This is a genomic window from Gammaproteobacteria bacterium, assembly GCA_029882975.1.
Classification (GTDB): Bacteria; Pseudomonadota; Gammaproteobacteria; order SZUA-152; family SZUA-152; genus JAJDNG01.
Genome location: JAOUJW010000018.1, coordinates 66,812 through 81,853 on the forward strand (window position 1 = coordinate 66,812; position 15,042 = coordinate 81,853).

Annotated in this window: 11 protein-coding genes; 3 read left to right on the forward strand and 8 right to left on the reverse strand. The window is 46.0% G+C overall.

What is annotated here, in order from left to right:
• Positions 1–2: 2 nt before the first annotated feature.
• Together OEY58_13935 and OEY58_13940 are read right to left on the reverse strand one after the other, a co-directional pair.
• On the reverse strand, positions 3–2,582 hold the full coding sequence (locus OEY58_13935; GenBank protein MDH5326552.1) for an ABC transporter permease: 2,580 nt from the start codon (positions 2,580–2,582) through the stop codon (positions 3–5).
• Positions 2,579–3,280: an ABC transporter ATP-binding protein gene (locus tag OEY58_13940; GenBank protein MDH5326553.1), complete on the reverse strand. Its 702-nt coding sequence runs from the start codon at positions 3,278–3,280 to the stop codon at positions 2,579–2,581. Before OEY58_13940 ends, OEY58_13935 begins: the two co-directional genes overlap by 4 nt.
• A gap of 294 nt (positions 3,281–3,574) precedes the next feature.
• Here OEY58_13940 and OEY58_13945 point away from each other — a divergent pair, with 294 nt between their 5' ends.
• The gene (locus tag OEY58_13945; GenBank protein MDH5326554.1) at positions 3,575–5,872 is read left to right on the forward strand and encodes an RNA-binding transcriptional accessory protein; all 2,298 of its coding nucleotides are present in this window, start codon (positions 3,575–3,577) and stop codon (positions 5,870–5,872) included.
• 8 nt (positions 5,873–5,880) lie between these two features.
• Here OEY58_13945 and OEY58_13950 read toward each other — a convergent pair whose 3' ends face one another.
• A complete protein-coding gene (locus tag OEY58_13950; GenBank protein ID MDH5326555.1) occupies positions 5,881–6,366 on the reverse strand; it encodes a hypothetical protein in 486 nt (161 codons plus the stop codon).
• A gap of 220 nt (positions 6,367–6,586) precedes the next feature.
• On the opposite strand from OEY58_13950, the gene OEY58_13955 reads away from it, so the two are divergent.
• Entirely contained in the window at positions 6,587–8,107 is a 1,521-nt protein-coding gene (locus OEY58_13955) for a hypothetical protein (GenBank protein ID MDH5326556.1), read from the forward strand.
• A gap of 198 nt (positions 8,108–8,305) precedes the next feature.
• Here the strand turns inward: OEY58_13955 and OEY58_13960 are convergent, their stop codons facing one another.
• The 5 genes from OEY58_13960 to OEY58_13980 form a co-directional block, all read right to left on the reverse strand.
• Positions 8,306–9,544: a DUF3391 domain-containing protein gene (locus OEY58_13960; protein ID MDH5326557.1), complete on the reverse strand. Its 1,239-nt coding sequence runs from the start codon at positions 9,542–9,544 to the stop codon at positions 8,306–8,308.
• A 181-nt stretch (positions 9,545–9,725) separates the two neighbouring features.
• Positions 9,726–10,205 carry a WbuC family cupin fold metalloprotein gene (locus OEY58_13965; GenBank protein ID MDH5326558.1) on the reverse strand — a complete coding sequence of 160 codons (480 nt, stop codon included), beginning with the start codon at positions 10,203–10,205 and terminating at the stop codon, positions 9,726–9,728.
• A 7-nt stretch (positions 10,206–10,212) separates the two neighbouring features.
• Positions 10,213–11,025 carry a rhodanese-like domain-containing protein gene (locus OEY58_13970; GenBank protein MDH5326559.1) on the reverse strand — a complete coding sequence of 271 codons (813 nt, stop codon included), beginning with the start codon at positions 11,023–11,025 and terminating at the stop codon, positions 10,213–10,215.
• A 445-nt stretch (positions 11,026–11,470) separates the two neighbouring features.
• Entirely contained in the window at positions 11,471–12,775 is a 1,305-nt protein-coding gene (locus tag OEY58_13975) for a hypothetical protein (protein MDH5326560.1), read from the reverse strand.
• A 20-nt stretch (positions 12,776–12,795) separates the two neighbouring features.
• The gene (locus OEY58_13980) at positions 12,796–13,269 is read right to left on the reverse strand and encodes a hypothetical protein (protein MDH5326561.1); all 474 of its coding nucleotides are present in this window, start codon (positions 13,267–13,269) and stop codon (positions 12,796–12,798) included.
• A gap of 158 nt (positions 13,270–13,427) precedes the next feature.
• Between OEY58_13980 and OEY58_13985 the strand changes: the two genes are divergently transcribed.
• Complete coding sequence (locus OEY58_13985; GenBank protein MDH5326562.1) at positions 13,428–15,041, forward strand: hypothetical protein; 1,614 nt, start codon at positions 13,428–13,430, stop codon at positions 15,039–15,041.
• Position 15,042 lies beyond the last annotated feature (1 nt).

Sequence of the window (15,042 nt, forward strand, 5' to 3'; positions counted from 1 at the left end):
CGCTACTCTTCCCTTAAAGCGTCGGCAGGCTGAACCCTGGAAATTCTAGCCGCCGGAAACGCACCGGCAAGCAAGGCAGCAACCACGGCTAAAAATACGGATTGAAACAACACCATGGGTTCCAGAGTTATATCCATACTCCAACCAAAGGAGCGGCGATTGATCACCACAATCAAAATAGCTGCCAGTGCCAGGCCCAATGGAATCGCCAGGATGCCGGCCAGACCGCCTATAAGCCCCGACTCGCCACTGATCACAAACCAGACTTGGCGGGGAGTGAGACCGATGGTTCTTAATAAGGCAATCTCTCTGCTTTTTTCTATGTGAATGGCCATAAGTGCGCTGAGTATTCCCACAAACGCCACGATAATAGCAAGCAAACGCAATACCTGAGTCACAGCAAAGGTCCGATCAAAAATGCGAATGGAACCTTCGCGCAGAACCTCATTGGAACGAATCAATAAACGCTGTTCCTTTACTAATTTGTAGGGGTTTGCCAACTCTTTATCTACAATTTCCTGCATTTTTTTCATCACCGTTGCAATGTTGTCATCTCGCTTCACATACACTGCCAACGAAGAAATACTCTTATCGTTCCAATAGCGCAAATACGTCTTTCGGTTCATTGCGACGACACCCCGCTCAGAACCGTAATCGGTATAAACGCCGGCTATTTTAAATAGATGCTCACCTTGATCCGTAGGCAACATCAAATGGTCCGCCACGGTTAGCTTATGATGAAATGCAAAGGACTCGGAAATCAACACTGCGTCATTATCGAAAAAGTCGTTCATCGCATTTTCCTGATCGCCTTCGATTATGCGAAACTTAGAAAACGAGCGACGCGGCATATTCACTGCCAGTATCTGTACAAGTTCGTCCTTAGTATAAATTTGAACTCGACGTGAAACCCCGATATCTTTTATTTCCTCAATTTGTTTGAAACGGTCTACCCACACCATGGATAAGCCGCCTTTATTCAAATCAGACGCAATACCGTCCGGTGCTACGTAAATGTCCGCCTGCAAGGTAGCATCCAGCCAAACCACTACCGAATTGCGAAAACTATCGATCATCACGGTCACGCCGATACTGGTGGCCACCGCAATACTCAAGGCGGTTATGGCCACGCCGGAACGACTGAAGGACGTTAACACACCGCGGGTGAAGATATTGCCTAGCTCCCCGAACAAGGCTCGCATCAATGGCGTCAGCATTTTCAACAATGCCAGGGTCATGATGGGCACCAGTAAAGCAAAGCCCAAAACAATAATAAACAAAGCCGCAAAACTGGCCGGCAAACTGTCACTGAGCAAATACAATATGCTTAAGCCCACCAGCAACAATACATAGCCTACCCAGGAAGACACTTTCATGGTGCGAAGAAAGCTAATCTCCATGGCCGACCGGGAAAACGCGTTGCGAGTGGTGGATTTAGTGGCCTCATAGGCCGGAATGAACACAGCGGCCAGGGTAGCAGCCATCCCCAGAATCATACCTTTAATAATTGAGCCATTGGAAATGTTCAATTCATTAACAGTTACCACGAAGTACAAATCGTTAATCGTCCGGGTAACCAGGTGTAACAAACCGCTGCCCAACAAAATTCCAATAAATACGCCCAGCACCGTGGCGATCAAGCCGATGATTCCCGCTTCCACATAGATCAATTTAAAAATTTCCGAACGCGTCACCCCCAAGGTTCGCAAGTAACCTAATATCTCACGGCGTTGGATCACGGAAAAAATCATAGTGTTGTAAATCAAAAACAAACCGACAAATAATGCCAGAAGACTCAAGGCGGTGAGGTTGGTCTGAAACGCATTACTTAATTGTGATAGAGCATGGGTACGGGCATTCGCGGAAACCAGTGAGGCGTTTTCAGGTAAATGAGACAGTATCCTTTGCTTGATGGATTCTGCTTCGCCCTCAGGTAATTGCACATCGATCTGGCTTAATCGCCCCTGCATCCCCAGAATTTCCTGGGCTGTCGCAATATCAACAATCACAATGGTCTGTAAAGCTTGTTGATTCATGCTGTCCTCGGTTCTCACCAAACCGACGGTTTCGAACAAGTATTTGATACCGCGGACAGTCATATAGAATTCATCACCCAAGGCCAGTCCATATTGCGCCGCCGTGGTGTCCAGTAAAATAGCGGCTTTTGGATTGGTGAGAAACTCCACCACATCGAGACTGCCGAAAGTGTTGCCTATATGCGTACGAAAATTCATATCGGCGAATATATCCACTCCGAGAATATGCAGAGTTGGTCCTTCGGGAAGTTGTTCGGTACTGAACTGGCCATACCCTTCTACAATGGGCGCGATCAATTCCAATCCGGCCTGAGCCCTCAAGGTGCTGTACAACTGTTCGTCAATATGATCGGGGCCACCGACAATCTGGTGGGTTGCGGCACCGGTTACCGCTGTGCTGGATAGCTCAAAGGCTTTGCTGGCACTGCTATTGGCCAGATCGATAGCGACAACAACTGCCACGCCCAAAGCAATGCCTATCACCGATAGCAATATTTGCCAGGGATGATGGGTATAGTGGCGTATTGCCACTTTCCACAAGTTCATGCAGAGCCACCCATGTTAACCTGTATCAGGCGACCATCCCGTATTCTGAAAACTCGGTCGGCCGATTGTGCCAGTTCCTGGTTATGGGTAACCAACACCAGGGTCTTTTGTTCCTTGCGCACCAGCGTAGTCAACAATTTCATCACTTTGCGACTGGTATCCGTATCCAGGTTTCCTGTTGGTTCGTCAGCCAACAACAACAAGGGTTGGTGTATCAGAGCACGCAACACAGCAACACGTTGTTGTTCCCCACCGGAAAGTTTATCTGGAAAACTTTTGGCTCGATCCGCCAAACCCACCGCGCCCAGCAGTTTCGCAACATGTTGATGGTGAGCTTTTTTTAATCGTCCGGTCAGCTCCAGAGGTAAAAGTACATTTTCCTGGACTGTTAAGGTGGGAATGAGGTTATAAAGCTGAAAGATAAAACCAATGTTATTGCGCCGAAAAACCGTGCGGTCGTGTTCATTCAGCGCAGTCAGATCCTTGTTATCGATCACAACCCTACCGGAACTGGGTGCATCAATTCCACTCATAATATTCAGCAAGGTGGACTTGCCGGAGCCACTACGCCCCAACAGCACAATAAACTCACCGGCATGAATCTCTAAGTTCAGCTCTTCAAACACTAAACGTTGAGTTTCACCTTCTGTATAATATTTGCTCAGATTCTCCAGTTTGATCAATACGGATGTGGTCATGTCTCTTTATTTATTTATTTTATCGTTGTAAGTTTCCAGTCCCGATCGTATCCTTGTTCGGAACCACTAAAGAGTGGCAGCAAAAAATTAGAATCATTATACCATTTCACCGTAAAGTCAAAACATTGCACAGTTTAAACAAGCTGTACGGCGAAAATGTATAAATATTATCCATAATACACAATCTTTATAGTATTTCCCGAGGTTTCGTAAATATTTCCTTAGATATATTATATTGCCCAGGGAACTCACTAATAATAATGTAGTTTTATCACACGGTAACTTTCTTTTACTATGAATACATTGCAACAACGCTTAGCTCAGGAACTGGAACTGCCACTAAACGCAGTAGTCACCACCATTGGCTTATTGGACGAGGGTTGCACAGTACCGTTCATTGCCCGCTATCGTAAAGAGGCAACCGGTGGATTATCCGATATCCAACTACGACATTTGCAGGAACGTCTGGGATATGTACGGGAATTGGACGATAGACGTCAAACCGTTCTCAAAAGCATCTCCGAACAAGGCAAGTTGACCAAAGAACTGGAACACGCCATCAACTCGGTGGACAGTAAGACCCAGTTGGAAGACTTGTACCGGCCCTATATGCCCAAACGGCGCACCAAGGCACAAATCGCCCGTGAAGCCGGACTGGAACCCCTGGCACACCTACTCTTACAACAACCTGAACAAGACCCTCACCGTGTTGCCTCTGAATACCTCAATGAGGAAAAACAAATAGAATCGGCGGATCAGGCACTGGAAGGTGCGCGACATATCTTAATGGAGCATTTTTCAGAAGATGCGCAATTAGTGGGAGAACTGCGTCAATTCAGCTGGGACAATGCTTTGCTGCAATCCAAAGTGGTAAAAGGCAAGGAAACTGAAGCAGCTAAGTACTCCGACTATTTTGACAGCCTGGAGGCAGTAAAATCCATTCCCTCACACCGTATGTTAGCCATGTTCCGGGGCCAAAAAGAAGGCATGCTGCAGCTCAGCATGGTATTTGAGTCTCCCGATCAAAATGTTGACCCCAAAAGCTTCACTATCCCCGAATCCATGATTGCGAGGCGGTTTCAGATTCAACAGCAAAACCGAGCCGCTGATCAGTGGTTGTGCGACAGCGTTCGTTGGGCCTGGAAAATTAAATTGTCCACCCATATGGAATTGGAATTGAAAAAAACCCTGCGAGACAATTCCGAGAAAAAGGCCATTGATGTCTTTGCTCTCAACCTAAAAGACCTTTTGTTGGCGGCCCCCGCAGGCCATCAAACAGTGATTGGACTGGATCCCGGGATTCGCACCGGCGTAAAAGTGGCCGTTGTGGATATGACGGGAAAATTGTTGGATACGGCAACCATTTATCCTCACGCCCCCAGACATCAGTGGAAAGAATCCCTGGCCATATTGGCCCACTTTGTCGAGAAACACACTGTCAGACTCATTGCTATCGGCAATGGCACCGCGTCCCGTGAGACGGACAAGCTGGCGGCTGACTTAATCCAATTATGCAAATCCGTCCCCTTACAAAAACTGGTGGTTTCCGAAGCCGGGGCATCGGTTTATTCCGCTTCACCTTTGGCATCAGAGGAGTTTCCTGACATTGACGTGTCACTTCGGGGCGCCATCTCCATTGCACGCCGCTTACAGGATCCTTTGGCAGAACTGGTTAAAATCGATCCCAAATCCATCGGCGTGGGACAATACCAACACGATGTGAATCAAGTAAAACTGGGGCACAGCCTGGACAACGTAGTAGAAGACTGCGTTAACACCGTAGGTGTGGAATTAAACACAGCTTCAGCTCCCCTGTTAACCCGTGTGGCAGGCTTAAATTCCACTTTAGCCAAAAACATAGTTCAGTATCGTGACAAAAACGGGCGCTTTGCCAATCGAAAAGCACTGCTGGAGGTGCCCCGGTTAGGTCCAAAAGTCTATGAGCAGGCCGCCGGCTTTCTGCGAATTGTCAACGGCGACAACCCACTGGATGCCTCAGCCGTACATCCGGAGTCCTACGAAGTGGTTAATAACATTCTTGGCCACACGGGGCGGGAAATTCATCAGCTCATCGGCGACAAAAAACTGTTACGAGGCTTGAAAGTGGAGGCCTTTGTTACAGACCGCTTTGGCGCCCCCACGGTCCAGGATATTTTGAGTGAGCTGGAGAAACCGGGACGGGATCCTCGCCCCGAATTCAAAACCGCCACTTTCAAGGAAGGCGTGGAAGAAATTACCGATTTACGTGCAGGCATGCGCCTGGAAGGTGTAGTGACCAATGTGACCAATTTTGGAGCCTTTGTGGATATTGGTGTACATCAGGACGGATTAGTCCATATTTCCGCCCTGTCGGATAAATTTGTATCCGACCCTCATGAGGTGGTCAGCGCCGGGGATATTGTAAAGGTGCAAGTATTAGACGTGGACGTGCAACGCAAACGCATTTCACTGAGCATGAATTCCTCAGCAACCGCAGACGATATGGCATCCAAACCCGCCCAAAAGACATCGAAGTCGAGACCAGCCAAGTCGAAACCATCCGCAGCACCGCAAACCGCTATGGCTGCGGCGTTTGGAAAATTGAAATCCTAAGGTCCAAATCAGGGAAAGTATTCAATAAACACATGGCGATACGTTTCGTATTCTTTCACGTAAACATCAAACCCGTTGCCCAAACCCCGAAAGGATACCGCATGTTCTGCGCCGGGTGCGTAACGAGACAAATAATTGGAGGCATTAAAATATAACTGATAATAACTAATTATTTCCGTTGCTGTTGCTCGGGAATGATAGCTCATAACATTCTGCGCCAGTGTTTGACTGTAAACCAAACGGTAAAAATATTGCTTGGAATTTTCTACCGGATTTAAAGTTGGCAACTGCCGCATGATGTCGTTAATAAGAAATGTGTATTCCCACGGCTCTTTTGCTAACTTGTTGTTTTTAAGAGATAATTTGGCATAGTAGACCACAAAAACCACTAACAACGATAACACCAACAAAGCAAAACCGACCACCCGTACATTGAAGTAGGATCGAAGAATTCCCGATCGGAAAATATTTTGCTTACGAGCCGATAAAGACATTAACAAAACCGAATTACTCTTTTATTTTTATGGTTATTTAACCGCAAATTGATTCATAAAATTTACAACGGTAATAACTGTTTATGATTTAAAAAATACTCTCTAAGCTATTGTTATTTCGAATATTCCGTTTTTACCGAATGGCACATCCTATCTCAGGTGCTATTTGAGCACAAATCCAGCCCTATTTGAATTTAAGTTTTGGACGATAAATATAGCGATGACGCAATCCAGTAGATACCAGGTTTACGCGTATTACCTGCTAAGTATCGTGATACTTAGCGTGTTCGCGTTTAGAAACCACACACAATTTGAGGTTCCCCCGGACTCAGGCTTGATCCTGTGCTTCGCTGCGCCTTTCTTTTTTGCCGCGTTATTATACATAAAGCTCGAAAAATGGTGCATCACCAACACAGATGCCTTGGACCAACCCCGTCGGCAGCTCATTGTTGATCTATCTCTGTATACCGTCATCGCCACCAGCATCGCAGGCATTGAATATTTTTACTATCAAGTTCCTCAACTGGTTGCGCTAAAGTTCTTTGTCTGGGCAGCCATTCTGGGATATTTTGCCAGTATAGACAATGCCCTCAATCGCGAACGTTTATGCGTCAAGTCCAAGCGATTTGGCTATGAATTAAACGCTGCGTCATCAGCAGTAGCTCATCGTTTAAATCTGTTTCTGAGTGTTACCGTACTGGTTGTCATCATTGCAATTGCCATGACAGCGTACAGCTATATTAATCTGGAAGGTTCTTTGCTGGATCTGACGATGAATGATCTAAAACAAGCGTTCATCGTTGATACTCTGTTCATTATCGGCTTCATTGTCAGTTTGACAGTACGTTTGATTTATTCTTTCTCCATCAATCTACAACACTTCTTTGACACCCAATTGGCCGTACTTCGTAACGTGGAAGAAGGAAATCTGGAGTCCTTGGTGCCGGTATTGAGCCGGGATGAGTTTGGTGTCATCGCTCATCAAACCAACTCCATGATTTATCAATTGCGGGAAAAACAAAAAGCGCAACAAACCCTGGAAAAAATCGTCAGCCCCGACATTATGCATAAGCTGCTGACCGGTGACGAGAAGGACCTGAAACAGGGACAAGAATATGAAATTGCAATATTATTCTGCGATTTACGTAAATTTACCAGTTATGCGGAAAACACACCACCGGAAGAAGTTATTTTCTTCCTCAATGCCTATTTCACCAAGATTTCCGATATTGTCACCGAACACGGCGGTATCATAAACAAATTCATGGGCGATGCCATCTTGGCGGTCTTCGGCATTGATAACAACGAGGAATACATTCAGGCCGCCATTGATACCGCCTGGGATATACTGATGCACTCCGATTCCATCAAAATGCGCGATGGCAGTACCTTCCATATCGGTATCGGCGTACACAAAGGTTTAGCAGCAGCCGGCACCATCGGATCAGCGGATCGTTATGAATATACCTTTATCGGTGATGCCGTAAACACCGCCAGCCGACTGGACGGCCTCAGCAAACGCCTGGGCTATCAACTAATTACTTCTAAGGAAGTGTATCAAGAATTAAACAGGGACTCTCAAGATCGTTTCGTGGACCTCGGGTCACAACACATCAGAGGTAAATCCACTGCCGTACATGTCTACGGAGCGGTCAACCGGGATAATGAAGAAGAAGAGTATGATGACGATGATGATGATAACATCGTGCCATTTTCAACCGGCCCAAAATATGCCGGTTAGCGTTTGCCTCTAGACTATAGCTTCTTAACAAATATCTAAACACACTTTAAACACACTTCAAACACACTTCCAAACTTTCGTTCGCTTATCTGTGTGCTTTGGTTGAGCTAATCACTTCGATTAGCTTGAGGTGTGTTGGTGTGCGGCTATGTTCTGCTATGTTGGTGTGCTGTTATGTTCGAGCGCTGGCACGAGTAATCAAGCCTGTAAACTTAATTCCTGCAATATGTAGTTGCGCACGTCAATTCCAAAAACATCGGGTTTCACAACACGACGAATTTCGTAGGAGGTATCCTTGTCGCGGAAATGGTCCAGATTAATGACCGTAGGCGGCTCGTAAGGCTCTCTTTCCTTGTCCCTTACCAGCATAAGACGGGGAAACAGGCGTTTGGCAGGATCAGCGGAAATCACAATGCCAATATCACCACGATCCAGCTCCACCACACTGCCAATGGGGTAAATTCCCAGGCACTGAATAAAATTCTCAATCAAATTTCCATCAAACAGCTCTTCACGCCACACGTACATGTTCTTTAAGGCTTCTTCGCTGGTAATGGACGGTTTACCATACAATCCGGAAGTGACACTGTCATAAACATCCACAATGGCCACCATTTTGGTGAACAAACCCAACTGACTACCCTGCAAATTTTGCGGATAGCCTGAGCCATTGACGCGTTCGTGATGATCCCGAGCAATTTCTATTGTGCTCGGCGGTAATCCTTTAATTCTTTGCAGTAAAACCACACCGTGCAGGGTGTGATCCTCCATCAACTTTCGTTCTTCCGCCGTTTGATTGCTGTGATTCAACAATATTTCACGGGGAACCTTGGACTCACCAATATCATGCAATAGCGCACCGGTTCCCAGTTCATGCAATTGTTTCTTATCCAATCCCAGATACCGTCCAAAAATCAAACTCAAGGTGCACACATTAACAGAATGAGCCACCGACTCGTTATCTCGGTTCCGTAGCACACTGAGCAACATGAGGGCATCCGGGTTTCGGATAACGCTGTCGGCGACTGAAACAACAGTTTTTTTAATATTCTTTACATTCAGCGCCTTACCGACGCGTACGTCCTGAAAGAAATCATTGACCCGATCCAGAGTCTGCAAATAAATCTGTTTGGCCTTAGGAAATTCCGATTCAAAATCGGCTTTATATGGTGTCACAACCACCGGTTTTACTTTTGGCCGCGGTTTATCCGAAGCTGGGGATGCAGGCCTCACGGTAACCCCTTTAGAGCGTATGGGTACCACACTCTTTTCGGGATCCACATAGACGTATTTGCAAGTATTTCCCAACTGTTCCAGCTCTTGCATATTGGTAATACGGAAGCCTTGGAACAAAAACGGTGAATCTAACCATGGACGGTCCAATTCGGATACGTACATACCCTTTTTAAGCTCTTTAATTTCAAGCATTATTTTCATGGTGTTACCTGGGAAAACTCCGAAAGTTGAAGAGAAACCGCCTATACGTAATTTCGGCTGATTTTGAAATAACTTTTGCCCTGGATCGAAAAATAATTAGCGGCTATGTATTTGATAGAAAGTACAAAATATTTGACAAAGGGGGATATAACCACCCACCTCCTTTGTGGGGGAAATCCGTTTAGGACGGGGGCAAATCTCCTTTGCGACTACTTTCAAACCATGCAAGAAATTGGCCGACTGACTCTTGGTTCTCTGACGGAGCCCAACGGGCAAACTCCTTGTCTGAATCCGCATGGTACGGACCGGGTTTTAGTTCCCACAAAACAGTTTGTGGAGCCAGAGAGCTAATGGTGTGAAAACAACCGCCCGGAATCTCGATGGCCAGAATATTGGCAGGGCTAAGATGTATTTTTTCCACAACTCTGCCGTTGACATCAAATAATACTATTAGGGCCTCACCACGGATAAGCTGAAAATATTCCCAGCGATCGGCCTTATGCCGATGAGGTTGGACGTAGGTACCGGGCTCCATGGCATTCAACAGGCGCTGAATCTTGTCACCCAGATGATCGTGCAGGTTGTGATTAATTCTTAAGCGTTTTGAGGAACGGGCCTGTCGGCTCAGATCGTCCAACAGGCCCAATGTAATACTTTTCAAGGAGAGATTATTTCCAGGTTAGCTTGGCCAACATATCATAATAAGCGCGGGCGCCTTTTTCCATGAAATAGTAGTCCTTAACGCCGGCTCGTTCCAAGGCATATTGAAGCCACCGCACTTGCTTTCCTACTTCGTCATAGATATACAGGGTCTTGTTCTCCATTTTCGCTTTTTGGATAAAATTGTTTATTTTCTTACGATCATCCAAGCTGGCCCACCGCTCCATACCTGGATAAAACCCCACGCCTGCACGTTGAAATTTATCCCTGACATCCAGCACCATCGATTTGTGTTTGCGCCGCATAATGGATTCACTAAAAGCGTCAGGATCCAACAAACGAGCTTTAAATCGCTTGCCGGCGATCAGCATGTCTTTGCGAACGGGCGATTGTCCCAATAACTCTGACTCGGCAGGATAGGCATTGGTCCAGTCGAAAATACCCGCATCAAACGCAAAAACGTTGCTCACCTTGGCCTCTTGGGCTTTTTTCACTGACAAATAAGATTTCATGCAGCGATGACCATTACAATAGAAAACGATGGGTCTATCGGTTTTCTCACGCAACCGTAAAACTTGGTCTTCAAAGGAAGTTGAAGCGATGGGAATATTGATTGCTCCCTTGATACGCAGTGTCTCGTATTCGTACTGAGAACGTGTATCGACAATAACAACTTTCTTTTTGGCCTGGTAAAGTTCATTCAATTCCATCACCGGGATTTTGGGATACTTAACGCGCCCCGGAAATCCTTCATCGGCAAGAACAGACGTATTCAGCAATAGTGCCGTTAGTAGTGCCACCCAAACAAAAACAAACTTCATCTTTTTCTCCTTGTCCTCACACACAAACAGAAAAAATCTTGCGCATCGATTCCAAGATTAAACCGATACCCCCTACTTACTTACATTACATAGAATACACTTAAGTATCTGCAATGAACATTGTTATTTTTTATTTGTCATTGAAGCGATTAATAGATATTTATCTTAAAATCGCCTCATATAAGCACTGACACAGACTCAGTAATATTCCTAAACTACGTAAGCCGATTCCTAAAAACCACAGATTAAACTCGTAATTTGGTGTGATTTTGGAAGCTCAGCAGCACTGGCTGTAGTGTCCCGTCTCTCATTGCTTATCTATATTTGATTTTAACGTAGAGATCAATATCCCAAATCTCTATTTAAACGTCAGTAAAATCGCAAATACAAGGGGGACTACGCATAGGCTGCGCACTACAGTACCTAAGGGTAGACCGATAAGACTTCAGTTTAAGCGGCTGTGGATGTATGTGACGATTTCAGTGTCATCATAGCTCGAGCTATTAATCACTTTTTCCAGTATATATCCGGCTTCTCGGTTTTGCTGTACTGCCAACAATCCCTCTGCAGCAATAATTTTGGTGTTAAGATCGCTATCCGTGTTGCGTAAATAATCTTCCAGACGACGCAGATTTTCGCTGTTGGATTTGTTTTCAATCAAACCGTGCATCAGTTCAACAAAATATTCCGGCGAATATGCCACCTGTTTCTGCAATTTCATCAAGCCATCAACAGCACTCACGTTGTTGACTTGCGCGATGGCTTTAGCATACTGCTGAAACTCTGAATGAAAACCATCGCTATAGGCTCGGCTAGCCAAGCCGGCCAATACCGCGGGGTTTTGATATACAATGTCCTTTAAGCGATCCTTTGCCTGTGGATCACTGCGTCCATAATAATCCACGATTTCCAATGCCATCTCCTCGTCGTACCCCATACCCGCCACCATGTTTTTTAATACAGTATGCAATTGCTCATTGAATTCCGTTGCTGCACCTGTTTGCACTAAGGCATCCATAATGGGCGCGATTCCCTTTGGGTTTTTCAACTTAGTCAAGGTCCAATTCAACTGCGAAGCCAATGGGGCAGCACCGGAGACGGCCAGATTTTGCAACGAACGCATTAACTGACGTATGTGCGCATCAGAGCCATTTTTCACCAATTGCAACACCACAACAGCCGCGACATTTTTTTCCACTGCGCCGCTGATTAATGTATCAAACACCGGCAACATCATAGGGTCTCCAAGCTCAATGATGCGGTAACTCAATTCCAGCAACATCCCTTTGGGCACACCTTGGTTCATCATCAAGTCACGAATCGCCAGCAAACAATCATGGCATTGGGTAATCTGTTGCCAAACCCGTTCCATCTCCTCAAGCTGTTTACCGCTCCAAGCACTCATAAAATCGCGAATGAGCTGTGTCGACTCATCTGCACCTGACAACGGCGCAGGTTTTGCTGCCAGGCTTCTGTTATCCTGTACTAGAGTAGGCGATACAGCAGACTGACGGTCGGGTGCGGTATCAAACAGCGACGGGATTCCTGCTTCAACAGCGGAATGTACTTGCGGCGCTTGCCGCTGAGATAACTCAGTAGTTTTACCCCCGCTACCCGCCGTACCCTCGTTGTCTAATAAATTTTCCCGGCCACTAACACGAATAAAGGCAATTACGGAAACCGCAATCACGACCAGCCAGGCTTTCCTGGCTCGACTTAAACGTGCCAGTTTATTTATGATTGTGCTCACCGGGTTACCGTTCTCGTCACTTATTTCGTTGTTTCATCTTCATCAGCAAACTTATTCCATATATTTATGGCTGCTTCCTCACCGGACTTATAGGCTTTTTGCAACACCCTCGTGGGTGCTACTTTATCCTTGGTATCGCCATTGCATGGTGACGCCTTAAAATAGTTGTGTACCGTGCGGGCCATATGCCGCTCACTGCCTTTGTAGACCCCCTGCTCCAAGCCCAGACGTATGGAAGCGGTTAACTGCGCGTCACAACCACAATCAAAATACCCTTTTTCCTCGTAACACAGATCATGAACCTGGCAGGATGCATCTAAATGATCAATTGGCGTAGGTGCCTTACTGGTATCAACAGGATGATCCGGGCCGCACCAATTTCCGTAAATAGGAAACTTTCCTGCTGTACGCTTATTGTACTGTTTATGGCTGGAACCGCACGCACTCAATAAACTGAAAGAACAAAAAATAAGAAAAAAATGTCGATAACCCATGCTGCACCTTTAATTCGCTCGTATGTTATTAATCGCAAAAATTAATCGCCAAAAGTGTAGCACAATCCCTGATCCGCTAAAGCACCTAAGTCGTACCCGGTAAATTCTTCGCTATCTCTATTCAGCTTTAAGCGCTTGAATTATAATCCACTCCTCATATGAATCGGTCAAAACTAATTCCCTCTACTCTCACACCCACCCCATCGCCGGCCGGGCAATGGAAACTGCTGTCTTTACTGTTTCTATGCCTGGTATTTTTATTTCACAGCTACCCCTTGGGGCTCAGTGATTTCTGGTGGCATATGAACAACGGCCGCTGGATTTGGGACACACTATCCCTACCTTCAACCGACCCCTTTACCTACTCTTATGCACGCGATGATGACATTCGTCGAGTCGTCATACTTAAAGCGTACTATTTGGGCCAGGTTTCGTTCTATTTCGTCCATTCGCTTTTGGGCATATGGGGCTTGTTGTTTTATAAAACCTTACTATTGTTGGTCCCATACATACTATTGCTCAAATACTTGCGCTACCGTGACGTGGACCCGGTATTTGCTATTCTATTGTTGTGTCCCCTGCCCTTTATTATTTTTCGCCTGGATGAGCTACGGCCGCATATTTTTTCTTTTATTGGAGCCGTATGGGTATTCTATCTACTGGAAAGGTTCATCGATGCATTAAAAGCGGGACAACGACCGCATCAGTATGCTGTTCTAATCCCTATCGTGATGCTGGCCTGGGCCAATCTGCACCGGGGTTTTATTATCGGCTGGGTGATTTTATTTACCTATCTTTTCTTCGCGATCATTCATTCCATCCGAGGGAAGAACTCTCTGACACCACAGCAATTGAAATTGCTGATTATCGTATGCAGTACCGGCATACTCATTACACTACTTAATCCCAACGGGGCCAATGCTTTTTTAGCCAATTTTGTGGAACTCAAAGGCCCTTTCATGCAGGTTATCGATGAGTTTTTTCCTTTGTGGAAATATTCCAAGCTGTATCAGGCGTGGCACATATTTTTCGGTTGCGTCGCCATCACGCTGTTGACCGCATATTTCTTCTGGCAAGCCTTCATACGCGGCACATCACGCCCCCAAGCCGTCCATCTGGTTCTTGCCGCAGGATTCGCCTATGAAGGTTTTGCCACATTTCGATTCAGCCATTTTCTCTGCTTTTTATTGCTGGCTATCGGCGCCAAATACTACGCCCAAACCAGCCATGAGCTGGTGCAAAAACACCGCAAGGTTTTTGTCTCCTTGCTGTTGGTTTCCTTATTTGTCCTGGGGAGCTTTGCCATACTGCGTAGCGCTGTTTGGAAAGGACCATTGGAAACAGCTTACATTCCCCAAAAAGCCGTGGAATTCATTCAGAAGAATCGACCCGCGGAAAACCTTTTTAACGCGTTTGAATACGGCGGTTACGCCTCTTGGGCTTTATCCCCCCAATACAAAATCTTCATCGATCAGCGTAATCTGGATTATTCGGTGTATAAAGAATACGGCCGCGCCTGGAATGGCGACTACGCCGACGTATTTAACAAATACCAGGTCAATACGGTACTGTTTTATCTGCAACAGCCCGTACTGGGACGCGTTCCCCGTCTGGTCAAACGCCTGCTTATCGATAATAATTGGCAAGTAGTGTATGTTGACCGTCTTTCCATTGTTCTCATCAAAGCACAAAGCAATACGGACCTACCCATCTATGACAAAAACAAAGTGGCGAACTACCTCATCCAGTTGGACTCCGCTTCGAATAAGTGAG

What these genes read in the sequence shown, in the direction of transcription:
- OEY58_13955 (MDH5326556.1), top strand. Translation starts at nt 6,587, where the DNA reads ATGACGCAATCCAGTAGATACCAGGTTTACGCGTATTACCTGCTAAGT.
- OEY58_13945 (MDH5326554.1), top strand. Translation starts at nt 3,575, where the DNA reads ATGAATACATTGCAACAACGCTTAGCTCAGGAACTGGAACTGCCACTA.
- OEY58_13980 (MDH5326561.1), bottom strand. Translation starts at nt 13,269, where the DNA reads ATGGGTTATCGACATTTTTTTCTTATTTTTTGTTCTTTCAGTTTATTG.
- OEY58_13950 (MDH5326555.1), bottom strand. Translation starts at nt 6,366, where the DNA reads ATGTCTTTATCGGCTCGTAAGCAAAATATTTTCCGATCGGGAATTCTT.
- OEY58_13935 (MDH5326552.1), bottom strand. Translation starts at nt 2,582, where the DNA reads ATGAACTTGTGGAAAGTGGCAATACGCCACTATACCCATCATCCCTGG.
- OEY58_13970 (MDH5326559.1), bottom strand. Translation starts at nt 11,025, where the DNA reads ATGAAGTTTGTTTTTGTTTGGGTGGCACTACTAACGGCACTATTGCTG.
- OEY58_13985 (MDH5326562.1), top strand. Translation starts at nt 13,428, where the DNA reads ATGAATCGGTCAAAACTAATTCCCTCTACTCTCACACCCACCCCATCG.
- OEY58_13960 (MDH5326557.1), bottom strand. Translation starts at nt 9,544, where the DNA reads ATGAAAATAATGCTTGAAATTAAAGAGCTTAAAAAGGGTATGTACGTA.
- OEY58_13940 (MDH5326553.1), bottom strand. Translation starts at nt 3,280, where the DNA reads ATGACCACATCCGTATTGATCAAACTGGAGAATCTGAGCAAATATTAT.